The following is a 21,803-nucleotide window of genomic DNA, read 5'->3' as shown; positions in this document are numbered from 1 at the left end:
CGGCTTGCCGGCGGCTGATTGTTTCCTGACCAAACGGCCACGTGTTGACCCGCACGCCTTGGGGTGACTATCATCACTTAGCAGTCCACAAAGCGCACAGCTGTTCACAATGCGCACAAGAGACTTCATCCCTAGTGAAAGTACGAGCCTATGACCAAGATTCAGAACCCCCAGGTGCAGGCCCGGCGCGCGGCCGTCAGCAGCTTCGCCGGTGCCGTCATCGAGTGGTATGACTTCCTGCTCTACGGCCTCGTTGCCGCCACAGTCTTCAACACCCAGTTCTTTCCGGACGTCTCGCCCGCCATCGGTGTGCTGGCCGCGTTCGCCACTTTCGGGGTCGGCTTCCTCTTCCGTCCGCTGGGCGGCCTGGTCTTTGGGCACTACGGCGACCGGATTGGCCGCAAGCGGACCCTGGTGATAACCATGACGATCATGGGCTTCGCCACGGCCGGCATCGGCATGATCCCCAACTTCGAGACGATCGGCTGGCTGGCTCCGCTGGCACTGGTGCTGCTGCGTGCCGTGCAGGGCTTCGCCGTCGGCGGTGAATGGGGCGGCGCCGCCCTCATGGCAGTGGAAAGCGCGCCTAAGGGCAAAAAGGCGCTCTATTCCAGCGGCGTCCAGATCGGCTTTTCCGTAGGCCTGATGCTCGCTACCGCTTTTGTCACCATCATGGGTAACGTTGCCGGCGACGAGTTCGTCGAGTGGGGCTGGCGCATACCCTTCATTTCCAGCATCGTGCTGGTCGGCGTCGGCCTGATCATCCGGAGCAAGGTCGTGGAAACGTTCGAAGCTCCCGCAGAAGAAGTGCGTGCGGAAGGCAAGCACAAGCTGCCGATCGTCAACGCGATCAAAGAGAACCCTAAGGCCTTCTTCCAGATCATTGGCCTGCGCCTGATCGAGCTGTTCACCATGTACATCGTGACGACGTTCGCGCTGAGCTATTCGGTGAACACGCTGGGCATGGACAATAGCTTCATGCTGAACATCGGCCTGATAGTGGGCGCGATCGGCATGATCAGCATTCCCACTTTCGCGTATCTATCCGATAGGTTCGGACGCCGGAAGATCTATCTGGCTGCGAGCGTGATCGGCGTCCTGAGCTCCGTGCCGTTCTTCATCTTCCTAGAGGCCGGTTCCCTGGTCGGCGTCATCGTCTTCTCCATTCTGCTGGTCAACGTTGCGCACGACATGGCCGTCAGCGTCCAGCAGCCGCTGATCACCCAGATGTTCGGCGCGGAGCACCGCAACAGCGGCGCAGGCGTGGGCTACCAGGTGGCCAGTGCAATCGCCGGCGGCTTCACCCCCTTCATCGCCGCAGCGCTAGTCGGCTTCGGCGGGGGCAGTTGGTACCTGGTGGCTGCCTACCTTGCCGCCGGGTGCCTCATCTCCGGCTTGGTGGCTTACTTCATGAAGTCGTCCGGCATGGAAGATGCACCGGACATAGCCGATGAACGGTCGGCACTGTCCATCCCCGACGATGCCTCCGAACTGGCAGGCCGCGTCTCCCAGTCCTGACCCTTGCCACTCCCCTACCGGACCGCTCCCGTTCATTGCAACGGGAGCGGTCCGGTTTAAGCGGGGCTGCGACTGTGCAGCCCCATCAGCTCCGCCAGCCTGGCGTCCGAGTCTGCGAGCGCGGCCGGATCGAAGGTGTTCCCGGTGACCATGAACTCGTTGGCGCCTGTGGCGTCGAGCAAGCGGGCGAGCTGCTCCGCGACATCCTCAGGACTGCCGTAGATCGATGAGGCAAGGCTTTCGTCGATCAGCTTCTGCTGCCGCCCCGTCAGCTGGCCCCACCGGACGCTTTCCACCGGTTCCAACGGCGGGAACTCGCCGCGGGTGCGGGACTGTGCCAGCGCCCAGGCCTCGGGGAGAAGAAGCTCGCGCGCCTGCCCGGCGGTCGCCGCCACGGCGACATTGGCCGAAACGATCACATACGGTTCCGGATACCACCGGGAGGGACGGAAGTTCCGCCGGTACCGGGCCAGCGCCGTCGGCATGCCCATGCGCCCGGTGTAGGCAGGACCACCAACGACGACGGCGAGTCCCGCCCTGGCTGCGATGTCGGCACCTTGGCCCGTGGCGAGCACGAAAGGCGGCGTAGCACCGCCGTCGTATGGCCGGGTGGTGATGGCGGCCTCCCCGGTCAGGAACTCCAGCAACTCGGCCAGATCCGTCTCGAAGCGGTCCGCACCGTCCTTGTCCTGCCGCAGCGCCTGCCGGACGGCGGGAGTGAACCCCACGGAGCGGCCCACGCCAAGATCGATCCGGCCGGGAAAGAGCGCCTGCAGCGTCGCGATCTGTTCGGCGACCACCAGCGGCTGGTGGTTGGGCAGCATTACGCCGCCGGAGCCGACGCGGATCCGCTCCGTCCGGGCGGCAATGATCCCCATCAGGACCGTCGGTGCCGAGCCCGCAATCCCCGGCACGCTATGGTGTTCGGCCACCCAGAACCGGTGGTAGCCCAGTTCCTCCGCCCGGCGCGCACGATTCGCCGTCGCGCTCAAGGCCTGCGCCTCGGTTCCTCCGGAACGGGAGTTGGCACGGTCGAGAATGGATACGGGAATTTTCGTCAGCGGCACACCAGTCATAACGGCCAGCAGCCTGTTCTATTCCGGCTGCTCCGCGTTGCCCCGTTCTGCTGGTGGGTTGCCCTCATGCAGCGTTCCGTGCCTCCGCCTCATTCGGCGGAGGGCCGGTCCGTGAGCGTGACGGTCACCTGGCTGGCTTCACCGCCCCGGCTGATCTCGACATCCACCTCGTCCCCCGGCGCAAGGCCGCGCAAGGCCGCAAGCAGGTCCTCAGGCGTCCGGATCTCTTCGCCGCCCAGCCCCACGATCACGTCGCCGGGCTCCAGTCCGGCCTCCGCCGCCGGACCGCCGTCCACAACGGACAGCACCAGGGCGCCCTGCGTATCCGGCAGGCCAAGCTGCTCTGCGATCTGGGGCGTGATGGCCGCCGGGCCCAGTCCCATGAAGGCGTGCTCGGCGCTGCCGTCCTCGCGCAGTTGTTCGGCAACCTCCATTGCCGTCGCCGCCGGAATGGCGAAGCCCAGCGCTACCGCCCCCGCCTGCGGCGGAATGTAGGCCTCGCTGATGCCGATGACTTTCCCCTCGCTGTTGACCACCGCCCCGCCCGAGTTGCCCGGGCTGATCGGCGCATCGGTCTGGATCAGGTCCACCAGCGATTGGCTGTTGGAAGCCGAGCCGGGAATCTCGCGGTGCAGCCCCGAGATGATCCCCGCCGTCGCCGTATTCGCGAAGCCGAGCGGAGACCCGATCACCACCGCCAGCTCCCCCACCCTTGGCAGCGACGGCTCGAATTCCGCCGCGGGCAGCCCGGTCCGCTCTACCTGGACCAGGGCCAGATCCGTCACGGGATCCTCCGCCACTACGGTGCCAGCCTCGCGCTTGCCATCGGCAAAACCAACCTCAACTTCATCGGCCCCGCGGACCACATGTTCGTTCGTCAGGATCAAACCGTCCGCGCTGTAAATAACGCCGCTGCCCAGGCCGCCTCTCTCCGTAAAGATGGTCACCACTGACGGTTCCACACTCGCAACTATGTCCGGTATGGAGACGCCTTCCCTGCTACCTTGCTCGGGCGCCTCCCCTGTTGCAGGGGATGAGACTGCGCCCTCCGTCTGCGTGCCCGGCTCCTGCTCCGTTGCGGTACAACCTGATAGAAGCACGACGGCGGCAACCGCGGCCGCTGCGCCGGTCCGCCTTACGTTGCGGCTGTGTTCCGTGGCGCTGCCGGCCTCGCTGCCATCGCTGTCTGCAGACGAGCCGCTGGATATTGGTTTTGACTGGAAATGCAGCCGCATCGTTGTCTCCTTCGCACTGTCACCAGCCAACGCCGTCGTCGTGATGGCGTCAAGGCCCAAACGGAGAATGGGCAAAACCGGCCCGCGCCGTGGCAGGACCTGGATTCAGCGGCTGGCCGAGGCCCTGTCCAGTCGCTAGCGTTGGCAGGGAATGGTCCGGTAGATGAGCGGGCCTTCACAGCACGGACGAGCTGGAGGGTACATGGCGCAGCCACGCGACGATCTGGAAACAGCGGCACGTCTGGACCGCGCCGAGTCACTGGCTGCCCGGCTCGACCGGCCGATGGGCGTCCTGGGCCTGCTGTTTGTGTTCGTCGTCCTCGGCCAGATGCTGGCCACCCAGCCCGGGCTGCTGACGTTCCTGGCGGTTCTTGGCTGGCTGTTCTGGGGCATCTTCGTCGCGGAATTCCTGCTGCGCGCCTATATAGCCAGATTCCAGCGCCGGTTCTGGAAGCGCAACTGGTGGCAGATCATTTTCCTGCTGGTGCCCTTCCTGCGCTTTTTCCGTGCGTTGCAGGCGCTCCGGGTATTCCGGGCGGCACGTTTGGCCAGATTCGGCAGTGTGCTCTCGGCCGGTATCCGCGGCGGACGTTCGGCCGGCAGGCTGCTTTCGAGCCGGATCGGTTGGCTGGCCGCAGTCACGGCCATGGTGATCATGGTCTCCAGCCAGTTGCTCTATGTCTCCGGCTCCTATGAGCGTTATGGCGATGCCCTGCATGAAGCCGCCATGTCGACCATTACCGGCAGCGAGCTGACTGCCGCGGATGGCTTCCCGCGGCTGCTGGAAGTGCTGCTTGCCGTCTATTCGGTGGCCGTTTTCGCCACCTTGGCAGGCGCCGTCGGCGCGTTCTTCCTCCGTGGCAGCGGCGCTGAAGAACCCGTGCTGTCCCACGTCGAAGACGGCTCCTAGACCGGCACGGCACGCCCGTAGGATGGAAACGAAAGGTCCGGACACCGGTATTTGGCATGACGAGCGGCGGGAGAGTGCATGAGTACTGAAGTGGACACGGATGCTTTTGTCGCCGGGCTCGATTATCCGATGTACATTGTCACGGCGGCTTCGGCCGAAGGCGGCGATACGTCATTGTCCGGCTGCCTGGTCGGATTTGCCACCCAGTGCAGCATCAGCCCCGTCAGGTTCATCGTGTGCCTGTCAAAGCAGAACCACACCTACCGTGTGGCGGAGTACGCCACCGTGCTCGGCGTTCACGTCCCCGGCTCCGGCCAACGGGAGCTCGCGGCCCTGTTCGGGGAAAATACCGGCGACGAGGTGGACAAGTTCGCCTCCTGCAATTGGCGCCCGGGACCGGGCGGCGTCCCGGTCCTGACGGACTGCCCCCGCCGAATGATCGCGGACGTTCTGGACCGGTTTGATCTGGGCGACCATGTGGGCTTCCTGCTGGCTCCTTCCCAGGTAGAAGCTGATCCGGGAATGGAGCCCCTGCACTTCTCCCAGGTGCTGGACCTGGAAGCCGGACACTCGCCCTGAGCGTCCCTGATACCGGACGCGCCGACGCAGGGAACAAATACTGTCAGTAGCGGGACGTAAATTGGGAGCATGACCACGAAGAACACACCCAGCACCGGATCACTGCAACGCGGCGTCGACACGGCAGCCGCCCGGCATCCTCAGCGGGGCCGGCGTTACAGCATCGAAGAGCTTGAAGCCCTGGCGGATGAGGGCAACCCCTGGGCCATGGGCAAAGTAGACGAATGGGAGCAGCGGTTCGCCAACGACTACGCCGGAGACCTCTCGGACACCTGCCCGGATGAAGACTGCGAGTACTTCGGGGAATCGGTCAACGTCCTCTACGGCGAGCACGGCAGGGTCCTCGAAGTGGACCATGGCAACTGGAGCCATTACCCGTCCATCGCCAAGGCTTCCTGACCGGACGGGCGCCTGGCCTTATGCCGGCGGCTCAGCGCTGCGGGCACCGCCGTCTGACGTTCCGTCGCTAGTTCCCCCGGATACCGGGGGCACCGTGTCCTGCAGGTCCTCATCGATCTCCGACCCGGGTTCAATAACGACGCCGTCTTCTCGCTGGTCAATCTCCGGATCCAGTTCCGGTTTGTCTTCGCTCACAATCCGCCTCCTTGGCTCTTTCCGCCACTATAAGCCGGACCTGCCGAGACGCTGGGCGAAACCGCGAAAGCTGGACGGAGCAGGCCCGCTGCTAGCTGCCGAGCATGAGTGTGTCCCAGCCGCCTTGGCCGATGGTGCTGCGCCGGTTGACCAGGTTCGGCGAGACCGGGTAATGATGCAGGTTCCCGTACTTGTCCCGCGCCAGAATGCCCGGCCTGCCATTTCCCAAGTGATTGTTGATGGATGACAAATGGTGCATGGTGTTCCAGCCGGACGCGCCGATGATCCTGCGGTATTCGGAAACGAACCTTGCGTTGCCATTGGTGCGGTACAGCTTCAGCTGGCCATGCGGTGTCTTGGCGATCAGGTCCATCCTGCCGTCGTAGTCGAAGTCGAGGGTGAAAATTTCCAGGTTCGCCCATCCCGAGGCACCGATGAGAGTGCGGGAACCGTGCCGTTCACCGTATGGATTGTTGTAGTAATAGAGCCTGCCGTTCGACTGGTTCTTGGCGACGATAGCCGGATACAGGTCGCCCTGCTTCCAATCGGTCACGGTAATGTCGTAGTTGGCCCAGCCGGAACTGCCCACGGTACGGGCAGCTGCCAGACCTCCTCGTGCCAGCCCGTAATGCACGGTCAGCTTCCCTGAGCTCCACCTGGCAACGATGTCCTGGATGCCGTCTGCGTTCCAGTCGGCAACTTCAACTTCAAGCGCCCCCGTGAACCCGGAGCCGATATAGCTGCGCTTCCACAGGTCGCCGCCAAAGGCGGTGGGATAGGCGAACAGGTTTCCGGCGGAATCGACGGCGGCAATGTCTCCGTCCTTGAAGGACGCCATGTCGATACCAGGATGCGGCGGCAGTTCCGCGCGTGTGTCGGGATAGCCCGCGATATTGGCGACGACGACGTACATGCCGTACCAGCCGGACTTGGTCGTCTTCATGTAGCCGATGCCGATGTCCGTGGCGCTTGGGCTCAACATGCCTGCCTTGTGCACAGGAGAGTTCATCCACCAGTCCACAATCTGCTGGGCGTTGTTGTTGATGCCGATGATTTCCGTGTACCAGTCGTAACCGTCGGGGATCTGCTGGCTTCCGTACCCGGGACGGTGGATCGTCGAGAGACTGTATGTGTCCCTGTTGATCCGGTTGTTCTGCTCTTCCGCCCATTGCTGGGAGACGTTGCCGACGCTCTGGTTCCAGACCACCGGCGACAGTCCGTGGCCGGCCCGTTCCTCGTTGATCAGGCGCAGCACCTCTTTGACGAAGGGGTCGCTGGCCGTCCGGGTCACCGCGGACGCAGGCCCCATGCCCGACAGGAGCATCATCAGCAGCACAGCCAAGGCAATGAATGGTTTAACAGTTTTTTGCACAAGTAGAAGCTTAGATGCTTACTTCCCGTGATGGAACGTTTTTTGGAATCCTTTAACCATTTTTCATTCTCTGGTCAAGGATGAGGCTCCGGCGTGTCCGGTTTTGCTCCCGATATTTGGTCCACGAGCCGCACGGCCACGGTCGCCAAAATTGCCGTCGAGAGGAAGACCGGTGCAGCCGAGGGCAGGTCCGCCCAGGCTGGCGCCCCGCCGCCCAGCACCGTCATCACCACGATGAACGCGAAAGCTGCACCCAGCACTGCCCCGGCTCCGGCAACGGCCGCCCTGATCCACCGCCTGCCCTGCAACCAGCGCCCGGTGATGAGAAGAGCCGTAATCGATGCGACGCTGGCCGTGATCCCCATGAATGCTCCAGCAACGGCACCGAGAATCAAGGCAAACTGCCCCATATCGACGCCACCGGCGCGGCCAATTGTCGGCGAATTGGCGAACGCAAATAATGTTGTAGGCACGAACCCGTAGATTGCGCCGACGAGGGCGCCGATGACTGTCCCGCCGATAACCAGAATGACTCCGACCGGCACAGGTTTCACCGGTCAGCCCTCCCCCGGTATCGCATGAACCTGCGCGTCCGTCATCGTTTCATTCTTCCCCTCGATGAGCTTTGGGGAAAGTCGCCGTCCACCGGCCGGGCCGCATGCGGCGACCATCAGGGCGTCCGCGTTAGCGGGACCCGCCAAAACGAAAAGGCTCCAGTCCCTAACGTTCAGGAACCGAAGCCTCTCGCGGTGGAGCCCCCTGCCGGATTCGAACCGGCGACCCCCTGTTTACAAGATAGACGCTTACGTGCGCGATTCTTGTCAATATCCTGTGTTTCCGCGGATTTGAAGGAGGTACAGGAGCCGATTTACTCCCTCAAGGGTCATTTGTGGGGTCGATATAGAGGGAACTTAGAGGGAGACATCCTTACCAGATGTGGACCTCCTCCCCGAGCTCCTCGTCCCACTCAACCCCTGTCGCGTGCTGGACGGCGAAGGCCTTGCCTATCCGCTGCCCGAGCGTTTCCATGCCGGGCAGACTCTTGGCGGCGTAGGTGCGCATGGTCAGCCCCACGTCCGCATGGCCAAGGTACCGGGAGACGAATTGCATCTCGATTTTCTTTCCGAGCATCCAAGTGGCGGCGTAGTGTCGGCAAGCATACCTCGGTATCGAACGGGGCACCTTGACCGCGGCGCCGTTCCTGTCCAGTTTGCTTGGATGCAGCGTGTACAGTCCCGCGCCGACCAGTAATTGCTTCCAGCGCGTAGTATCGAGCCGGGGACGGATGGGCTGCCCGTTGGCCTGCGTAAAGACAAAGTTTGGCTCACGACCGGAGGCGTCCTGCCACCGCTGCCACTCCTTGCCCGCATCGAGCCGGGCCTGCCGCTGACCGTCGCGCTCAGCCATCCGCTCATGCAGCGCATTGACGATGAAGTCCGGCATCGTCAGGAGACGGTCGGAGGTGTCTGACTTGGTCGGCCCGAGGACCAGCCTGCCTGACACGCTGTCCTGCTGGAGCTGCTGGTAGACGTGGAGGGTCTTCTTGTCCCAGTCGATGGCGGACTCCTCGATGGCAATGGCTTCACCGGGACGGAGGCCCATGTAAATGGCGATCCACCAGCGCGCCCGGTCTCCCGCCGAAGCGTCGCGCAGGTGATTCACGATGACCTTTACCTCAGCCTCGGTGAGCTCGCGGATGCGTTTGGTCTCCGGGTCGGGACGATCGGCTAGGGAAACTGGGTTGGCATCCACCTTGCCTTGGGAAACGGCGTGCTCAAAGCTCATGCGCAGCAGGGAGTGGACGCCCCTGACCGTATTGGGTGTCAGGCTCTTGGCCCTCAGCAGGCTATCAATGAACATCCGCACATCGTCGCTGACCAAGGTGCGGGCATCTCGTCCACCGATGCCGATCGTCGCGTCGTTCACATGCAGCCGCAGGTGGTCGCGGTATCCCCCAGCAGTTTTGGGGCGGTGGGGCTTTTTGAGGGCGTTCCGCTTGTACTCCAGCCACGCTTCGGCGATGGCCGACACGGTGAAGCCACCCTTCGCGGCGTCGGCGCTTACGCCATTTCTGTTTGCAGCGGCCCGCTTCGCCCGCACCTCTTCAGGGTGTGCCAGCAGATGCTTGCGCTTGGCTTCGGCCTCTTTCTTGGTCTTGCCGTAGAAGTACTTCCGCTTTCCGTCGATGCTGACGGCGCCTTTCCATCCGCCCTTGGCTGCCTGACTGATCGATCCCAGCCCCTTTGTTCGACGCGTTTTTGTCACGACGACGACCCCCCATGTCTTTCAGTGATGTAGGTGATGAGGGCACCAGTCTAAGACGCACACCTGTGGCCATAACTCACAAAACGTGAGGAGAATAACAATCTTCCTACAAATCCGCGCCGATAAAAGATGTCCGAGCCAGCAGACCTAAGCCCTTTCGGTTCCGGCCGCGCAACGGGCACAAGACACGCCTGCATCATCACGCCGGACATAGTCCGTGACCTAAAACTTATCGCCCGGCACTTCGCCGACTGACCCACGGGATTTTCATCCCGGTCCCTGCCGTCACAGACATCGTCGACGTGCGGCGGGGACCTCCGTCCATCACGATTCAAGGAGAATCACCATGGAAAATCTGAACGTACCCGCCACCACCGTCGACAATGCAGAAGGAGCATTGTGAAGACGGCGTCCACATCCGCAGCAGCAACGATCCGCAGGTCCAACGCACCATCGCCGACCGGAACCGCGAAGCAGAGGCGGTCATGAAGTACCTCGACCGTGTAGCAGAGACGCTTGCCCGCGACCCGCAGGACTTCGCCGGAGTGGGCAACGCTGTGACCGGCGCACTCTTCAACAGCCGCCCGGATGTCACGCGACGAGTTGAACGACTTCTGCCCGAAGGCAGCCAACTTCCATCCCGTCGCCTACGCGTTCGTGCCCCTGACCGAGGACCTGACGTGGCGCGACTCCCTCCCCGCAGCGGAGCTCGCGGCAACCTACGATGCAGACGACTCGTGGCCCTCCCCCATGCAGGACGACGACGATGTCGCGAGGTACGACATTGCAATCAATGGCCCGGACTAATGCGGCGGGACCCTCATCACGGAGATCGTGACCATCAGGCGCGAACGCACGGTCTTGCGACGGCCGCCTGCCTGCAAGGGAAGTACGACCTGCTGAGCGAGCTGGAGCAGTTGGACTTCGAGCTGGAAACCTTCACCGGCGGCACCGCCCCGAGGTGTTTCCTAGACATGCACCTTGGCCCCACAGGGCACGATGCGCGTGCTGAAGCGGCCATCGACAGCAGCCAGTCCGTTGGGAAGCGGAGAACGCCAAGGCGGCCATCATTGAGGCCAACCGGGCGGCATAGGCGTCACGCTGTCTACTTGAGGGGCCGGGCGGAGCGAGATGTTCCGCCCGGCCATCTATGTCATTTCAGGAAAAGCTGGTTCAGTACCCCGATCGGGGACCATCCCGGCGCCTGTCCCCTCCTTATGGCTGAAACGGCCTATCAGTTCAGTCCCATAAATGACCGTACCCTCGCTTCGCCGGCTTGGTCTTATTCCCAGCGCGTGGCGGAGATGGACGCGCTGGGCCGCTGATACTGGTTCCCCGGCATGGGCGGCGGCGCCTCACGACGGGCCCGAAGAGGCAGCGGCCCTGCCAGTCAAACCGGCGCACAGCTAACGTGGATTCACATAGAGAGGACGAGATGAAACGGACCGAATTGCCACGGGTGGCAGGCCGTATCCGCTCTGCCCGCCGCGTGGCGCCCGCCCATTGACCGAGCCAACCTCAGCGCCGGAGCCTTGAGGTCACCGGACTGCACGGATGACCGAGAACCACCGGCGCCATCACCAGCCACCAGTGCGGCGGTCCACGGCCAAGTTCCCTAGGAAACGAAGCGATCCGATCCCTAGCAAGGGACTTGGGGCAGCTACCATCGAGGCATGGTGCCCCGCCTTGCCCGCCTCATTGCCGAGCTGCGAGCCCGCCACGACAGGTCGTGGATGGACGAAGCGCTGCTAGCCTGCCTTGAGCGCCTGCGCGACGGAGGCCCGACCCAATGGGAGGACGTCGAAGTGCACGACGCATGGTCGACACCGGACGCCTTCGCCATCACCTACAGCTGGCCGTGGGGACCGGATGTCGGGCTCGTCCGTCGACGTGCATCCATGCAGGGCGAGGACCCGGTCGAGGCCGCACAGTTCATCGCCGACTTCGATGTCGCAGAACCACTGGGCACCGCCGCCGCCCGGCTGCACTACGACAGGGCCGGGCTCGGTTGGTGGGGCGATCTCCCGGCGCCGGGACGCAGCAGCAGGTAGCCCGGCACGGGTGCATCGCCAAATCTCCTAGGCAAGGAAACGATCTGACGGCGCAGGGAAGACTCCGCAAGCAATGCGGCCAAAACATTCAGAGTCTCGAAGTCCGGCGCGACGTTTAGTGCAGCAAACATTCAATGCTTGCCGACCGGTCAGCGCCCTGTGGACGCTCTCATCCCAACCGGACTCATCATCGGCGCCGCCGGTGCAAATTGGAAACGGCACCCGCCCTCGATTCCGACAGATGCGGGGCGCAGCGTCCATAGGCCGAGTCTAGAGGTGCATGAAGCAAATGGGGTACTGGGACGCGCAGTAAGAGAGGAACGAGCCGTGAACATGTCACAATGCGGAATGCACTGATGATGTACATAGCTGCGGAGCGCGCACTCGAATGCAGCGAGGAATGGTCCTTGCAAATGCTGCTACGACGAGAGATGAGGAAGAAATATATGGGAGAAACAAACGGGATTAGAAGTGAGGGCGGGACAGGTACCGCAGACACGTAGCATATGGGGCGTACGGGGGTGCCTAACAGCTTTATGCTGAAAATCGAAAACCGCGTCTTCTAAGAAAACCGACGCCGGCGGGAAATTCGTTGCGGCCGAGAGCAGCGGCTCATGATTCTGCCATCGGTAATTATCCAATCTCCGCCGCAAACTACGAACGCACCGACGACGACTCAGCAGGCTGCCGACGGGAAAGGCCCCATCCGCTACCTGAAGGCCGTGGCACAAAGAGAAAGCCCTCAGGGCATCACTCCCGAGGGCTTCAATCTCATCACTAGCGGATTTTGAAAGGCAACCTCTGAGAGGCATCATCCACTGCTCCAGTATACTGCTTGCCATTAAATCTTATGCAATGGAGATAATATGTTTGCGGTCAAGACGCCCCGCGGTTCGCAAAGTTTCGTGCGTGTCCATAGCATCGTTTTCTCTGGCGCGCTGCCCTATCGCCGGCTCGAATTGACCGTGACTGCTACCTGACTGTGATCACGGCGCCATGCAGGACCATTTCGATCTTGCTGCGCCAACTCGGGTCGAAGCCCTCGATGTTCTCGCCGTACTTGCTCAGCAGGCCGTGCAGGACGCGCAGCATCGCTTCGCCGACGATCAGCTCGCGGTCGATCATGAGGATGAGCTCGCGGTCACGCAGCGCGGCATCACGGACCACGGCGGGGGAGGCATGGAGGACGAGGAACGAGGCAAGTGTCGATGACGGTGTCGCGACAGCGCCACCGGCGATCAGGCACAGCCGGGCATGCGGCTGCCAGTCCCACTGCTCACCGTCGAGGGCTTGTTGAGCCTCGAAGGCCATAGCCAAGTCATCAGCGATGGAGCCAAGGACGAAGGCCTTGATCTCAGCGAGAGTTCGAGCGGAGACAACCGGTCTCACAACGCACCGCCGATTAAAGTTTCTGGTCCGCCGTTGTCGAGATAAGCGCGGCGGACTGCGGCAATGTCCTCGTAGCGCTTCACTGCGGCGGCGTGAACCGACAAGGCCTCGTCTTCGTAGTCTGAGCAGATTTCCTCGACGCCGTCCGTTTCCGGATCACCGTAGATGTAACAAACGAAGAGCGGGTCAGTAATCGTCTTCAAAAGTCCAATCCACTTCGTGGCAATCCGAATGGGGCGGTCTTGTCCCGGCAACACGACGCGGTCGTCTGCCAGCATGAAGTATGTCGGGTCTTTCATCAGGCGCTCGAAGGTTTCGCCATTAATAGGTTTACCGCCGCGATCGTACAGGTCATGGGACAACGGTCTACCTCCTTGACGTCAGGAGGTCAGCCCGGCAGGCCGAACAGGTGAGCGAAGAATGCGGAGATTTCTCCACATGTTGGCGAGCTTCGTTTTCGCGGATCACATCCGGCAGGCGAAGTCGCGTCGTACGCTCCGACCAGACATTGAGCCTGCAAAGCGAGCAATGAGCATCATCGTGGTCCTCGCCGTCGTGATCGTGGTGCCGCTGCTCGGCGCGCGTAATGCCCCGCACGGAGGCCGGAGAGTATGCCCAGCGCCAGCTGCCCTCTGAGTCTCGCGCAAGGCCCGCATGCTGCCAGCAGGACCACTCCTCGGCGCCCTCCTCCACATCACCACGGTCATAGCAGGAGCAGCCGTCGCCGTCGCAATCCGTCCCGGACAAGATGCCCATTGTCAGCGGCGGGATGCGAACATCCATCGGAATCTCGGCACCGTCGTGGGAACCGCCGACAAGGATTGCGTCGAGGCTGCGTGGCTGGTGCAGCACGACAAGGTGAGCATGACCGCCGACAAGATAACTGCGCCCGTGCACCTCGTCCGGTGGGACATCCTGCCAGCCGAGGACGGAGTATAGGCGGGCCGTGAGCGCAAAGCGCATGGCCATGAGGGTGGGGACCAGCGCATCGATAGTGTCGCGGCCCGCGTCCACTCGCAGTGTCGCCGTCATGCGCTCCGGCTCTTTGATCCCCAACTGATTCCCCATGCGGCTCAGCGTAGCCAATGTCGTTGACAATTAAAAGACCGGCCACTTGTAGCCCGGCAGATAGTCCGCCCTGATCTCGAACGGCAAGCCGACGGCGGTAGCAGCCTCAGCAGCCGCTGTGTGCCACTCGGGCGGGCCTTGATCGAGCAGCACTGACCACGGGCGGCGCTTGGCCAAGAGTGGAATGAAGTCCTCGGCGAAGAAGTCACTGAGGATGGTCAGCCCGAGACCGTCGACGACAACCCCGTCTCCGGGGCAGATATGGGCTTGCTCCACCAGACGTTCAGCAACCATGCTCTACCCCGAGTGCCGGGACCCGCAGGGGAATCCTCCCACAATCACTGTACGGGACCGGTCGGGGTCGGAGGTGGGGTGAGGCCTGCGGGGTCAGCCCGCTTTTGCCTCGCTCACGGACCGCACATAGAACGTCTCGTCGTGGCGGCACTGCGGGGGCGCGTCCTGCACGATGCGTTCCAAACGTCCGCCCGACTGGATGCCGCCGCTGCTGCGCGCCACGCGGACGGGGAAGCCGCTGGCGTTAAAGCCGTTCCCGTGGCAGCTGATCTTCGCCGGATTCTTCGTGACAGTCGCTACCGCACTGATCCTCTGGCAGCTGTTTTTTGACCCTCGTGATCTGCTTCAGATGGCGTTCGTGCCGCTAATCGTCGCACGGTCCAGCGCAGCATGTACCGACCGGAAGGCACACGTGCTGAATGGCTTGGAACCGGGCGTTCACCGCCAAGGTAGCTGTGGTTGCTCCGCTGCTGGACCATTGCTGCCCACACCGTGCTCACCCTTGACGTCGTGCTCAAGTCCTCCAGCGGAGGCGAGATATGCGGAAGAGGCCGCCTGCGCGCGTCCGAGACGAGATAGACCTTTGTGATCAGCTGACCACAAGAATGCCTGAGCCGGCGACATAAGGTATCACCATGTCGAATCTCCCGTCTCCGGCTCTCTCTGTTCCTGCGGAGAGGGCGGCCCCTGCCAGTCCAGCTCCTCCTGCTTCCATCACCCTCGATCATGTGCTCACCGGCATGGGAGCGGACCATAACCCGGCGATTCGGCCGGAGGACGTGCATGTCATCCGCCATGTTTTCAGGCCAGATGGGCTGCGTGGTCCGGAGGACCGGACCGAGGAGCGGGTCCTCGCCTACACCAGAAAGCAGGACATCTCGCCCCGCAGCTTCCCCTCGGACCCTCCCCGCTACTGGGTGGCCTTCATTAGAGACGGGCAAAAACGCTCCCGTCTCTGGGGTACCTACGAGAACCACGGCGAGTTAGCCGCAGAACGCACTCCGAAGAACAGGTACTTCGACCTGCGCCCGTCAGGATTCCTTGCGTCCCTCAAAGACCGGCTCGTGGTCGAATGGGACAGCCCCATCAGCTGGCACCGGAGCGCCGCCTCCGCCAAAGCCGCGCGGATGCCCGTGCTGGAGATTGCCGACCGGGACAAGGTTCCCTTCCCGGGGTTCGACGGCGTGCTGCTCACCTACCACCAACTGTGCGACATGGTTGATCATCGCCGCTACGCCGACTGGCGTGTTGCCTTGTCGGAGGTCCAAGGCATCTACCTCAGCACGGACTCCAGCAACGGCAAGCAGTACGTTGGCAAGGCCGACGGTTCCGAACGTATCCTTGGTCGGTGGAAGGCCTACGCGCGCGATGGCCACGGCGGTAACATCGCCCTCCCCGAGCTTGCCCGCCACAGCGCGGCCGGGGAAGCGGCAGGGACGAAGACAGAGCATGCCCGGCACTTCGTTTTCAGCCTCCTCCGCGTGTTCGGGCCCAGCACGCCTTCCTCTGAGGTGCATACAGCCGAGTCCCACTACAAGGCGACGCTGATGACACGCGAATTCGGTCTCAACAGGAACTGATCGCGCCGCCCACTCCGGCTGCGGTTTGAACGCAGACCAGCCAAACCGTCTGCGGGCAGTCGTCATCCGGAGCGCAGCAGTAGGAGACACGCCCTAGTGTGACGAGGTGCCACGTCGTCGGCGCACTGCATGGAATGACTCTACAGACTGCCGCCGGGGGCAGCACCTCGGCGACCTTCCACTCCATCGGCCATTGCGGTTGACACTCCTCCCCAAGGCCGTCTGATTATTCCATGATGGTGCGCAGACAGAGGACGCTGCGGCTGGTGGCTGCGGCAACGGTGGCCTTGCTGCGTATAGCTTCGCTGGCGCTCGGCTATTTCTCGACGTACACGGTACAGCCGCCGTTCCCCTATGGATCGCGCTGCTGATGATCGCGGTCGGGTGCGGCGGCCTTCTTGTTGCTTACCTTGTGCGGGGGGCAGGTCCGAGGACGGGCGCTGGTGCTCGCGCCGCAGCGGTTGTTCTTGTTCTTCCAGCTGCTAGTGGCGGTGATCGACTGGGAGTGGTCGTGGCCGCGCTCATCAACGGCCGGACAGCTACCTCTTAACTGCCCAGTACCCGGAGCCAAGCCGCCCCCACCTCGGGACCGCCTTTCTCATGCCCCGACGGAAATCCCCTGCGCACGCAGATACAGGTCACCTCGCCGTGGCTGACTTCGTCAGGTTCTGGGACTGCCGCAAGGAGTCCCGCGCATGACCTCGCTGCACGTATTGGGGGATCTTATACTCGCTCATGCGAGCGTAGCGGCGCCGGACAAGCCTTGCGCCTTGAGGTAGTTGTACACGGATGCCCTGCTGACACCCACCTCTAACGCGATTTCAGAGACCGTGTACCCGCCGCCCGTGTAGAGCGTGCGGATGGACCGCCCCTTCCGCTGATCAATGACTGGAGGCCGACCTCCCACGCGGCCACGCGAACGGGCTGCGGCCAGCCCAGCAGTAGTCCTCTCCCTAATGAGGTCCCGTTCGAAGCTCGATAGTGTCGAGAAGATGCCCAGCGTCAAACGGCCCGCAGCGGTAGACGTATCAATACCTTCGGTCAGCGACCGGAACCCGACACCGCGTGCGGCGAGGTCCTCCACGGTGATGATCAGGTGCGAGAGCGACCTTCCTAGACGGTCCAGCTTCCATACGACGAGGGTGTCGCCCTGCTCCAGCCGGTCGAGGCAACGGTCAAGCTCCGGTCGTGATGTCTTGGCACCGCTGACGCCATGATCGGTGTACACCCGCACGCATCCCGCCCGCTCCAGTTCATCGATCTGCAAAGACGCGTCCTGAGCACCGGTGCTGACACGTGCGTAGCCGACGAGATGGCCTGTGGCGATGGATCTTGTTGTCATGCCCGCACTCTATCCAGAAACTTACAGGCGTTACAAGTATTTAGACATTGATTGTTGGACGGCTTTCTGACGCCATTTCGGGGACTCGGCCCGCCCTGCCCCGGTAATCCATCAAACGATCGTTATTTGGACGGGCCAACGAAGCTGAAACGGAGAGGCTAGGCCATCGACGTTGGACCTCTCCCTTGACGGAGGCCATTTGTGCAGCTCTGTGCGGAGCGTCCCTGTCTGACGATGAATAACCCTCATGCCTCTGGCTTTTGTTGACTCTGATCCGCCAAAAAACTCTTGCAGAATACGAATTAAAATTTGATATAGCGCTACAGGGCGCAGAAAGCGGACCCGTGAGGCCCCCGACCGGCAAACGGCGGAATACACCCTGTTCATCTCGTCGCCCAACCTCGTCAGGAGCTACTTCCATGCCAGCTAATCACGACCATCTCACTGCCCATGCACCTATCTTCGTTGAGCCGGCCATCCCGAAAAATCCTCACACTTCCGCTTGTACCGGGAGTCCTGAGGCAGCGCCGGCATTGCCACCTACAGTCCTTCTTAAGTCCCTCAGCTACTCTCGCGCAGCAGAGATCGTAGATCTGCTTCGGGCTGGTCCGCTAACGGTCAATGAGATCACCGCCCTGATGGGCATAAGTCAACCGCAATGTTCCCACGTACTAGCCATACTGCGCCGTACCGGAGTCGTTTACAGCCGGAGGATCACAGGCACCACTTCTCGCGAGTACCGTATCAATGAGAATGTTCTCGTTTCGCTCGGCAGGTGGTGCACTTCCTCCTTGCAAGACAATTCCACTGCGCGCAGGTAACCCTCGGAGCGGCGCGTGAAGCGTCAAACGGGCGAACCACCCGGGCTGCGCCTCAACCCGAAGACGGCCCCCAGTCACAATCATGATTGGGGGCCGTATCCATCCCACGCGCCAACGGCAGTAATCAGCGGCTTGGCGGCACGCATCTGACGCCCAACCCGGGCTGCAAACTGTTCCTATCGTGCCGCTAAACATCGATCCGCTTGAGCAAAAAAGTCACTCTATAAACGGATGTATATTGAGTTCCAAGAGAAGAACACCGCCCAGCAGGTCGCTGGCGCTTTCACCGGGTACGCGCAAACCCGGTGCGGTGTCGGTCTGGTAAGCCGGCCCCGATAAAAGCTGGGTTCCGGCGACTCCGGGTCAGCTCATATGCAGCAACGAGCCGCTGCATCCGGAGGAAGCGCCGATCGCTTCCCCCGGACCGGACACCTAAGAAGCCTTCGGGCATTATTCAGGAGTCCAACCGCTTCGTAACAACGAGGGTTGGACTCTTTTTGGCTTCTTCTTTCTCACACGCGGACGTCTCACCGATTGCCGCACCACCTTTTGCTGCCGCTGTCACCTCGGCTTGCTCACATCCTGTACACATTGCCAAGTACGACAGTGAGAGCATGTCGTTGCTCGACGTGTATAAGACCCGATGCAACACTCGGTTTCGGAACGAGTGTGAATCATGCTCCGGGCTCTTCCACCGTGATGCAGTCCGCATCGGATACGACGGTCTAAATAATCGAAACCTGAAATACGTCAAAGTCACGGCGACTCTCCCCTCAAGTGGACCACTCCATTTCCATGACGTCTCCCACCCATGCGGATGCGGAACGGTACATGAACCGGACTCGCCGATCCTCGGAACGCCCGTCAAGGAGTTCGACTATGACCAGTATGTCCGCCGGAACTTTCTGCTGCCCACACTAATTACCAGAACCCTGAAAGCGGTCAAGAAGGAGGCGCAAACCCTTCGTGGTACAACCGACGTTGATGTCCGTTGGTTTGGTGCCCCAGACCGACGGGGGGTCGGGATGCTGCACATCCACATGGTTATTGCGCTGGACCTGCCCGAGCGGCTCCTTGGGACCTTCATCGACAAGGCCTTCCGTCTGCGCTCCGGTGTCATAGAATCCGTCTTCAGACAACTCAAGACCACTACGCTGCTGGCCGGTGAACAGTTCCTGATGCAGTGGGGCTCGAATATTCTTGCTGAGGTCGTCACGCCTAAGCAGCCGACGAGTATCGAGTACGTCCTCAAAACCCTCACCGCGATGTCCCCGTTCATGCTTCCTCCGATAGGCATGCGAGGCCAGCATGTAGCGCTGGCACAAGACGCAGCCCACCGTCTCATTGACCTGCAACACGCTCTCGGTGAAATTACTACCAGCACCGCTCGGTCACGCCACAAGCGGACAGACGCCGGATGGACAGGCAAGGCGTTCTTCCGAAGCCGGAACTGGTCCGTCCACACCCTCACATCGCTGCGAGAAGGTCGCGCTTCCTACGTGAAGCGGCACATGCAGCCCCGCGAAATCCCGGCAAGAGACATCATCTACAAGTTCCTGCCGCATCATGATGCCGTCGTGGCGTATGGAGCACCGGTGGCGGCTCCACGCCCTGTATCGGCAGAAGCCGGTCCACTGCGAACGTCAGACGGTATTGGCGCGGCCACTCGTGCCGGCACCGAGCCTTGCTGTAATGACCGGGTAGCCCCCGCTGCCCACCGGCCGACCTCCGCCACTTGGATATGTATAGAAGATTTTGTTTCAAGGACACAATCAAGCGCTCGACCGCACAGGACAAAAACCAAAAAAAGACGCCCCGGCAGGTCTAGCCTCACCTGCATTGGCTACTCCTGCCATAGCAGGAGACACTCAAGCCCAACAATTTCAAAGAAGACCTGAACACAGCGCTGGAGATCAAGCTTCTGGTCAGTGGTCGAAACCCTCGCATACACGATCAATGTCGTTGTCCTGCACTGAACGTATGAGAACTCACTGACATTTAGCTTCTGAGACGCCTTGGTCGCCCGGTACCGATAATCCCGCAACCCCTTCGTTTTCGGACGGCTCCGAGCGTCGCACAGGCATGGGCGAAGGATGCTGGCCGAGAGTGTCCACCGCCGGAGGATCGTTTCATGGTTATTTCGGACCTCTGGTCGGCGATCGGCGCCAAAACCGGAATCACCTCGACCCAGTTAGCCCACGGCCTTACCGATCTGAGCAAGGTCATGCTGATGCAGGCTTGAAGCTACACAGCCGTGTGCTTCCCGCTGTCAGTGCTTTGGAAAGAATGGAAAAGCTTCCATCCAGCTCGATACTTTGCTGGACACCGGCAATTCGGTTCGGTCAGCAAGAATCACAACATCCGGGCAATCCTGTCCGAAGTTGATCGCAGGTGCGGCGGGGCTGGCCGCATGAGCCGTCGCCCATCAGCCGGACGACGACCTTGAGCGTGAGAACCTCGCCTGCCCGGCATCAGGGCACCGTCCTTCATCTGAGGGGAGATGGAGGGAGCCGGAGAAAAGTCGTCGTTTATTGAGGGAGACATAGAGGGAGAAACGTCAGAGCCGGAACCCCGATTTCTCGGTATTCCGGCTCTGACTAGGTGTTTTATCGAGCCCCCTGCCGGATTCGAACCGGCGACCCCCTGTTTACAAGACAGGTGCTCTGGCCAACTGAGCTAAGGAGGCGTGCTGGCTTCGCAGCCAGCTCTGCTGGAAATTCCAGCTAGATAAGGTTAGCCCAGTTGGGCGCTTCGCGCGAAACGCAAAGCTTCCAACCGGGCGTCCCCTTCGGAATGTGAATTAGGAGCGGGCGTCGATGATCGGCTGGGCGAACTCAACGAAGTCGCCGGTGTTGTCCCAGACCTGGCCGTCGACGTACACAGCAGGGGTTCCGCCGACGCCTTCGGCGCGGGCCAGAGCATCGGTGTACGCGGCGTAGGGGCGGTAGGTCCCGTCCTGGATGCAGCTTTCTGCACCCTCAGCGCCAGCCTCGGCAGCAGTGGCGGCAAGCTCATCGCTGGAGAGACCTGTGGGTACCTGCTTTTCGAAGAGCAGGTCCATGAAGGAGAGGTAGTTCTCCGGCGAAGATTCGGCGACGCATGCCAGGGCGTTGGCGCCGCGGGAAGAGAAGTTGCCGGTAGCTGGCTGGTCGAGGAACGCCACAGCACGGTATTCAACCGTGGCATCGCCGTTGTCCAGCCACTCCTTCAGCTGATCGCTGTAGGTGGCTTCGAAGGTGGCGCAGTGGCTGCAGGCCGCATCCACGTAGATGACGATCTGGGTCGGCTCACCCTCGGGGGCCTCTGCGATGCCGCTAGGCACGGCCGGAGGCTCCGCCTCGGCGTCGATACTGTTCACGTCCACCGTGGTCTGGGTGGTCGGTTCCAGCTCGGTGCTGGACGTCAGCGTCATGCCGCCGTATTCGTTGCCGTTGGACGGAGTGGGGCCGGCATCCGGGAAGTCGCCGCGCTGGTTTGTGGCCACGATGATGGCGACAATGGCGACGATCGCGACAACAGCTCCGATAACACCCCAGCGGACCAGCAGCGAATTGCGCTTTTCCTTGCGTTGCTGCGTTTCACGCATTTGACGGGCCTTTTCACGCGCCTCGGCGGTGCGCTCGGCCTTGCTGGGCCTGGGGGTGTTCTGGGATGCCATATGTCCTCAAGTCTTTCGGCTCTGCTGATGGCCACGTCCGGCCGTCCAAGC

The 21,803-nt window shown here is 62.1% G+C and carries 22 protein-coding genes and 1 tRNA gene; 10 read left to right on the top strand and 13 right to left on the bottom strand.

Translation table 11 applies throughout. The features are described 5' to 3' along the window. Positions 1–150: 150 nt before the first annotated feature. A complete protein-coding gene (gene shiA, locus AC20117_RS10605; RefSeq protein ID WP_074699766.1) occupies positions 151–1,518 on the top strand; it encodes a shikimate transporter in 1,368 nt (455 codons plus the stop codon). A gap of 56 nt (positions 1,519–1,574) precedes the next feature. Here shiA and AC20117_RS10600 read toward each other — a convergent pair whose 3' ends face one another. Together AC20117_RS10600 and AC20117_RS10595 are read right to left on the bottom strand one after the other, a co-directional pair. Then, a complete protein-coding gene (locus AC20117_RS10600) occupies positions 1,575–2,594 on the bottom strand; it encodes an LLM class flavin-dependent oxidoreductase (RefSeq protein WP_074699767.1) in 1,020 nt (339 codons plus the stop codon). An 89-nt stretch (positions 2,595–2,683) separates the two neighbouring features. Continuing rightward, entirely contained in the window at positions 2,684–3,556 is an 873-nt protein-coding gene (locus AC20117_RS10595) for a S1C family serine protease (protein ID WP_236777503.1), read from the bottom strand. Positions 3,557–4,031: 475 nt separating this feature from the next. On the opposite strand from AC20117_RS10595, the gene AC20117_RS10590 reads away from it, so the two are divergent. From AC20117_RS10590 to AC20117_RS10580, 3 genes are all read left to right on the top strand, one after another. After that, a complete protein-coding gene (locus AC20117_RS10590; protein WP_074699768.1) occupies positions 4,032–4,739 on the top strand; it encodes an ion transporter in 708 nt (235 codons plus the stop codon). Positions 4,740–4,817: 78 nt separating this feature from the next. Next, a complete protein-coding gene (locus AC20117_RS10585) occupies positions 4,818–5,318 on the top strand; it encodes a flavin reductase family protein (RefSeq protein WP_074699769.1) in 501 nt (166 codons plus the stop codon). Between the two features lie 69 nt (positions 5,319–5,387). Next, on the top strand, positions 5,388–5,717 hold the full coding sequence (locus tag AC20117_RS10580) for a hypothetical protein (protein ID WP_074699770.1): 330 nt from the start codon (positions 5,388–5,390) through the stop codon (positions 5,715–5,717). 18 nt (positions 5,718–5,735) lie between these two features. On the opposite strand, the gene AC20117_RS23285 is transcribed toward AC20117_RS10580, so the two are convergent. The 4 genes from AC20117_RS23285 to AC20117_RS10565 form a co-directional block, all read right to left on the bottom strand. Further along, positions 5,736–5,912, bottom strand: coding sequence for a hypothetical protein (locus AC20117_RS23285; RefSeq protein WP_158300452.1), 177 nt, complete (start codon positions 5,910–5,912; stop codon positions 5,736–5,738). A gap of 91 nt (positions 5,913–6,003) precedes the next feature. Further along, positions 6,004–7,284, bottom strand: coding sequence for a CAP domain-containing protein (locus AC20117_RS10575; protein WP_074699771.1), 1,281 nt, complete (start codon positions 7,282–7,284; stop codon positions 6,004–6,006). 74 nt (positions 7,285–7,358) lie between these two features. Next, positions 7,359–7,838 carry a hypothetical protein gene (locus tag AC20117_RS10570; RefSeq protein ID WP_139186751.1) on the bottom strand — a complete coding sequence of 160 codons (480 nt, stop codon included), beginning with the start codon at positions 7,836–7,838 and terminating at the stop codon, positions 7,359–7,361. Between the two features lie 373 nt (positions 7,839–8,211). Further along, positions 8,212–9,549 (bottom strand): site-specific integrase, encoded by a 1,338-nt coding sequence (locus tag AC20117_RS10565; protein ID WP_074699773.1) that lies wholly within the window; start codon positions 9,547–9,549, stop codon positions 8,212–8,214. A 588-nt stretch (positions 9,550–10,137) separates the two neighbouring features. Here AC20117_RS10565 and AC20117_RS10560 point away from each other — a divergent pair. After that, complete coding sequence (locus AC20117_RS10560) at positions 10,138–10,356, top strand: hypothetical protein (RefSeq protein ID WP_074699774.1); 219 nt, start codon at positions 10,138–10,140, stop codon at positions 10,354–10,356. An 866-nt stretch (positions 10,357–11,222) separates the two neighbouring features. Next, on the top strand, positions 11,223–11,600 hold the full coding sequence (locus AC20117_RS10550) for a hypothetical protein (RefSeq protein ID WP_074699776.1): 378 nt from the start codon (positions 11,223–11,225) through the stop codon (positions 11,598–11,600). 972 nt (positions 11,601–12,572) lie between these two features. Here AC20117_RS10550 and AC20117_RS10545 read toward each other — a convergent pair. From AC20117_RS10545 to AC20117_RS10530, 4 genes are read right to left on the bottom strand one after another with little or no spacing between them, the layout of a single operon-like run. After that, on the bottom strand, positions 12,573–12,989 hold the full coding sequence (locus AC20117_RS10545; RefSeq protein ID WP_074699777.1) for a hypothetical protein: 417 nt from the start codon (positions 12,987–12,989) through the stop codon (positions 12,573–12,575). After that, positions 12,986–13,351 carry a hypothetical protein gene (locus AC20117_RS10540; RefSeq protein WP_074699778.1) on the bottom strand — a complete coding sequence of 122 codons (366 nt, stop codon included), beginning with the start codon at positions 13,349–13,351 and terminating at the stop codon, positions 12,986–12,988. Before AC20117_RS10540 ends, AC20117_RS10545 begins: the two co-directional genes overlap by 4 nt. Positions 13,352–13,355: 4 nt before the next feature. Next, positions 13,356–14,057: a hypothetical protein gene (locus tag AC20117_RS10535; RefSeq protein ID WP_074699779.1), complete on the bottom strand. Its 702-nt coding sequence runs from the start codon at positions 14,055–14,057 to the stop codon at positions 13,356–13,358. Positions 14,058–14,087: 30 nt separating this feature from the next. Then, positions 14,088–14,351, bottom strand: coding sequence for a hypothetical protein (locus AC20117_RS10530; protein WP_074699780.1), 264 nt, complete (start codon positions 14,349–14,351; stop codon positions 14,088–14,090). Positions 14,352–14,986: 635 nt separating this feature from the next. Between AC20117_RS10530 and AC20117_RS10525 the strand changes: the two genes are divergently transcribed. Both AC20117_RS10525 and AC20117_RS23700 read left to right on the top strand, forming a co-directional pair. Then, a complete protein-coding gene (locus AC20117_RS10525) occupies positions 14,987–15,931 on the top strand; it encodes a GIY-YIG nuclease family protein (RefSeq protein WP_211482285.1) in 945 nt (314 codons plus the stop codon). 233 nt (positions 15,932–16,164) lie between these two features. Next, positions 16,165–16,302, top strand: a complete 138-nt coding sequence (locus tag AC20117_RS23700; RefSeq protein ID WP_170837941.1) for a hypothetical protein — start codon at positions 16,165–16,167, stop codon at positions 16,300–16,302. A gap of 362 nt (positions 16,303–16,664) precedes the next feature. Here the strand turns inward: AC20117_RS23700 and AC20117_RS10520 are convergent, their stop codons facing one another. Continuing rightward, the gene (locus tag AC20117_RS10520; RefSeq protein WP_074699782.1) at positions 16,665–17,273 is read right to left on the bottom strand and encodes a recombinase family protein; all 609 of its coding nucleotides are present in this window, start codon (positions 17,271–17,273) and stop codon (positions 16,665–16,667) included. 419 nt (positions 17,274–17,692) lie between these two features. Between AC20117_RS10520 and AC20117_RS24315 the strand changes: the two genes are divergently transcribed. Next, a complete protein-coding gene (locus AC20117_RS24315; protein WP_074699783.1) occupies positions 17,693–18,094 on the top strand; it encodes an ArsR/SmtB family transcription factor in 402 nt (133 codons plus the stop codon). A gap of 614 nt (positions 18,095–18,708) precedes the next feature. Continuing rightward, positions 18,709–19,992 (top strand): replication initiator, encoded by a 1,284-nt coding sequence (locus tag AC20117_RS24310; protein ID WP_418202247.1) that lies wholly within the window; start codon positions 18,709–18,711, stop codon positions 19,990–19,992. A 714-nt stretch (positions 19,993–20,706) separates the two neighbouring features. On the opposite strand, the gene AC20117_RS10500 is transcribed toward AC20117_RS24310, so the two are convergent. Continuing rightward, positions 20,707–20,780 (bottom strand) — tRNA-Thr (locus AC20117_RS10500). A 114-nt stretch (positions 20,781–20,894) separates the two neighbouring features. Beyond that, positions 20,895–21,752 (bottom strand): DsbA family protein, encoded by an 858-nt coding sequence (locus AC20117_RS10495; protein WP_074699786.1) that lies wholly within the window; start codon positions 21,750–21,752, stop codon positions 20,895–20,897. Between the last annotated feature and the right edge of the window lie 51 nt (positions 21,753–21,803).

It is taken from the genome of Arthrobacter crystallopoietes, assembly GCF_002849715.1.
Classification (GTDB): Bacteria; Actinomycetota; Actinomycetes; order Actinomycetales; family Micrococcaceae; genus Crystallibacter; species Crystallibacter crystallopoietes.
Note: the sequence above shows the minus strand (reverse complement) of the source record. Positions and strands in the feature narration are given on the sequence as shown.

What these genes read in the sequence shown, in the direction of transcription:
- AC20117_RS10535 (WP_074699779.1), bottom strand. Translation starts at nt 14,057, where the DNA reads ATGGGGAATCAGTTGGGGATCAAAGAGCCGGAGCGCATGACGGCGACA.
- AC20117_RS24315 (WP_074699783.1), top strand. Translation starts at nt 17,693, where the DNA reads ATGCCAGCTAATCACGACCATCTCACTGCCCATGCACCTATCTTCGTT.
- AC20117_RS10600 (WP_074699767.1), bottom strand. Translation starts at nt 2,594, where the DNA reads ATGACTGGTGTGCCGCTGACGAAAATTCCCGTATCCATTCTCGACCGT.
- AC20117_RS10560 (WP_074699774.1), top strand. Translation starts at nt 10,138, where the DNA reads ATGTCACGCGACGAGTTGAACGACTTCTGCCCGAAGGCAGCCAACTTC.
- AC20117_RS23700 (WP_170837941.1), top strand. Translation starts at nt 16,165, where the DNA reads ATGATGGTGCGCAGACAGAGGACGCTGCGGCTGGTGGCTGCGGCAACG.
- AC20117_RS10525 (WP_211482285.1), top strand. Translation starts at nt 14,987, where the DNA reads ATGTCGAATCTCCCGTCTCCGGCTCTCTCTGTTCCTGCGGAGAGGGCG.
- AC20117_RS24310 (WP_418202247.1), top strand. Translation starts at nt 18,709, where the DNA reads ATGTCGTTGCTCGACGTGTATAAGACCCGATGCAACACTCGGTTTCGG.
- AC20117_RS10580 (WP_074699770.1), top strand. Translation starts at nt 5,388, where the DNA reads ATGACCACGAAGAACACACCCAGCACCGGATCACTGCAACGCGGCGTC.
- AC20117_RS10590 (WP_074699768.1), top strand. Translation starts at nt 4,032, where the DNA reads ATGGCGCAGCCACGCGACGATCTGGAAACAGCGGCACGTCTGGACCGC.
- shiA (WP_074699766.1), top strand. Translation starts at nt 151, where the DNA reads ATGACCAAGATTCAGAACCCCCAGGTGCAGGCCCGGCGCGCGGCCGTC.
- AC20117_RS10530 (WP_074699780.1), bottom strand. Translation starts at nt 14,351, where the DNA reads ATGGTTGCTGAACGTCTGGTGGAGCAAGCCCATATCTGCCCCGGAGAC.
- AC20117_RS10520 (WP_074699782.1), bottom strand. Translation starts at nt 17,273, where the DNA reads ATGACAACAAGATCCATCGCCACAGGCCATCTCGTCGGCTACGCACGT.
- AC20117_RS10585 (WP_074699769.1), top strand. Translation starts at nt 4,818, where the DNA reads ATGAGTACTGAAGTGGACACGGATGCTTTTGTCGCCGGGCTCGATTAT.
- AC20117_RS10495 (WP_074699786.1), bottom strand. Translation starts at nt 21,752, where the DNA reads ATGGCATCCCAGAACACCCCCAGGCCCAGCAAGGCCGAGCGCACCGCC.
- AC20117_RS10550 (WP_074699776.1), top strand. Translation starts at nt 11,223, where the DNA reads ATGGTGCCCCGCCTTGCCCGCCTCATTGCCGAGCTGCGAGCCCGCCAC.